This is a genomic window from Novacetimonas hansenii JCM 7643 (assembly GCF_000964405.1).
In the GTDB taxonomy this organism is placed as follows: Bacteria; Pseudomonadota; Alphaproteobacteria; order Acetobacterales; family Acetobacteraceae; genus Novacetimonas; species Novacetimonas hansenii.
The window spans coordinates 1-1,807 of sequence record NZ_BANE01000261.1; the positions used below are offsets into that span (position 1 = coordinate 1).

At 56.4% G+C, this 1,807-nt stretch carries 5 protein-coding genes; 4 read left to right on the forward strand and 1 reads right to left on the reverse strand.

Annotation, left to right across the window (positions count from 1 at the left end; translation table 11 throughout):
• A partial coding sequence (locus B7G66_RS18480; RefSeq protein ID WP_206778204.1) for a hypothetical protein occupies nt 1-223 on the forward strand: 223 nt, incomplete at its 5' end.
• Nucleotides 224-263: 40 nt separating this feature from the next.
• Here B7G66_RS18480 and arfB read toward each other — a convergent pair.
• Nucleotides 264-686 carry an alternative ribosome rescue aminoacyl-tRNA hydrolase ArfB gene (arfB, locus tag B7G66_RS14295; RefSeq protein ID WP_003617792.1) on the reverse strand — a complete coding sequence of 141 codons (423 nt, stop codon included), beginning with the start codon at nt 684-686 and terminating at the stop codon, nt 264-266.
• 137 nt (nt 687-823) lie between these two features.
• On the opposite strand from arfB, the gene B7G66_RS14300 reads away from it, so the two are divergent.
• Genes B7G66_RS14300 through B7G66_RS14305 form a run of 3 tightly spaced genes read left to right on the forward strand, consistent with a single transcriptional unit; the run spans nt 824 to nt 1,578 of the window.
• Nucleotides 824-1,102 carry a hypothetical protein gene (locus B7G66_RS14300; protein WP_040511442.1) on the forward strand — a complete coding sequence of 93 codons (279 nt, stop codon included), beginning with the start codon at nt 824-826 and terminating at the stop codon, nt 1,100-1,102.
• A 30-nt stretch (nt 1,103-1,132) separates the two neighbouring features.
• The gene (locus tag B7G66_RS18255) at nt 1,133-1,288 is read left to right on the forward strand and encodes a hypothetical protein (protein ID WP_003617794.1); all 156 of its coding nucleotides are present in this window, start codon (nt 1,133-1,135) and stop codon (nt 1,286-1,288) included.
• 35 nt (nt 1,289-1,323) lie between these two features.
• The gene (locus tag B7G66_RS14305) at nt 1,324-1,578 is read left to right on the forward strand and encodes a hypothetical protein (RefSeq protein WP_003617795.1); all 255 of its coding nucleotides are present in this window, start codon (nt 1,324-1,326) and stop codon (nt 1,576-1,578) included.
• Nucleotides 1,579-1,807: the final 229 nt, after the last annotated feature.

Sequence of the window (1,807 nt, forward strand, 5' to 3'; positions counted from 1 at the left end):
AAAAAGCTTCAGAAGACGCCGCCTTTTTCGATCAAAAGGCGGCATCCAAAAACTTTTCCTTTTTTTATCAATGAGTTGTTTTCAAACCCTCTCTAAGGGGTTCCCAGACGGTTTTTACGTATCTGTTCAGGCTGGATTGACAACAGTTTCTGGTGAAGCTGCTTTCCAGAAAAGCTTTGAAAGATGTCCCCTTGCTAAAAAGGTGACACCTGAAATCTTATGAAAATGCTGTTTTCAAACGACCTGCCATGCCGGGGCAGCGATCAGTCGAGGGCCGGGCGGCCACGTCCCTGCTTGACCTGACCGCGCCGTGACTTGTCATCCATCCTGCGGCGACGCTGTGTGCGGGACGGGCGGGTGGCGATGCGGCGCGTGGGGACATGGGCTGCCTGACGCAGCAGGTCGCACAGGCGTTCGATCGCGTCCTCGCGGTTACGGGTCTGGCTGCGGAATTTCTGTGCGGTCAGGACGATGGTCCCGTCGCGTGTCATACGGCTACCCGCCAGCAGGTGCAGGCGGGCGCGTATGCGCGATGTCAACGCGGCACACCGCGCCATGTCAAAGCGGAGTTGTGCTGCGGTTGCGACTTTGTTGACATTCTGCCCCCCCGGCCCGGACGCATGGATATAGGTCACGACAATATCGTCGTCAGAGATAACAAGATCGGGAAGGATATGGTACGCCATGCCTGTGTATAGCATATTCCCGCCATTGTGGGGGGAGGTGTTCGCTTTGTGGATACCTTCCCCGCATGGTGGGCATTGCCCGCGGACGTGGATACGACCACCATGCACCCAACCAAAAAACATGGCGGGAGGAACACATGACCGAGGTTACGGATCGCGAGAGCGAACAGTTGCAGCAGCTTCTGGCGCAGGCGGCCGATCAGGCGGCACAGAAGAAAGTGATGCCGGTGGTCAAGATGATCGCGGCACAGCAGCTTGTCATCATGGACCTGATGCAGTTGTTGGTGGACAGTGGCACAGTGCATGCCGAAGACATCGTCGCGCGCATGCGTCACCTGATGGAACATGCCGATACCCGCGACATGGCCGCGCGCGCCCTGTTCGATCAGGTGCGTTCGCGATTTGCAACCCAGTAGCCCCTTCTTTGTATGCAAAGGTTGTGACGAATGGATGATCATCCCCCCGCCCTGCGTGCCGAGATCGCAGCCCTGAAGACCGAGCTGCTCCGCCTTAGGGAGGCGCTGGCAAATGCGCAGAAAACCATCGAGGCGCAGAGCGCGCAGTTGCGTCATGAACAGGCGCAGAAGAAACGCATGCGCTAATCCCCCTTTCATTCCCCCTATCACGACAGGACCCCATGTCTGACGAAAAAGCAAAAGACGCCAGCGGCAATGTTGTCGTCTATCCCACGGTAAGCTGCGGCGCGGAGGCCGTGCAGGGAACCGTGGTCATCCTTGACCTGTTCATGGCTACATCCCCCGAACACCTGAAATCGGGGGACCGTCGTGTGGTCACGGCCCTGCATCCCGAACAGGCCCTGCATCTGGCACAGCAGTTGCAGGCTGCGGCGGAGACCGTCTTGAAGGCGCGTAAGGACCGTGCGGCATCCTGAACGCGCCGGACGCTGGAAACATCAGGCAGGCATGTCCTGCCATCCTTGTCCCTGACGGCTGTTTGGGAATGCCTGGTGACAGGAACAATAAAAAACCCTGTTGGAGGATTTGAAAAAAATCCTTGTGTCCCATCATCTTTTTGAAAAAATGATGATGGTGACTTTTAGAGGCTGTTTGAAAAGGTAAGTCCGATAAGATCGTGAAATCATAAAAGTTTTTGGTGAAGCT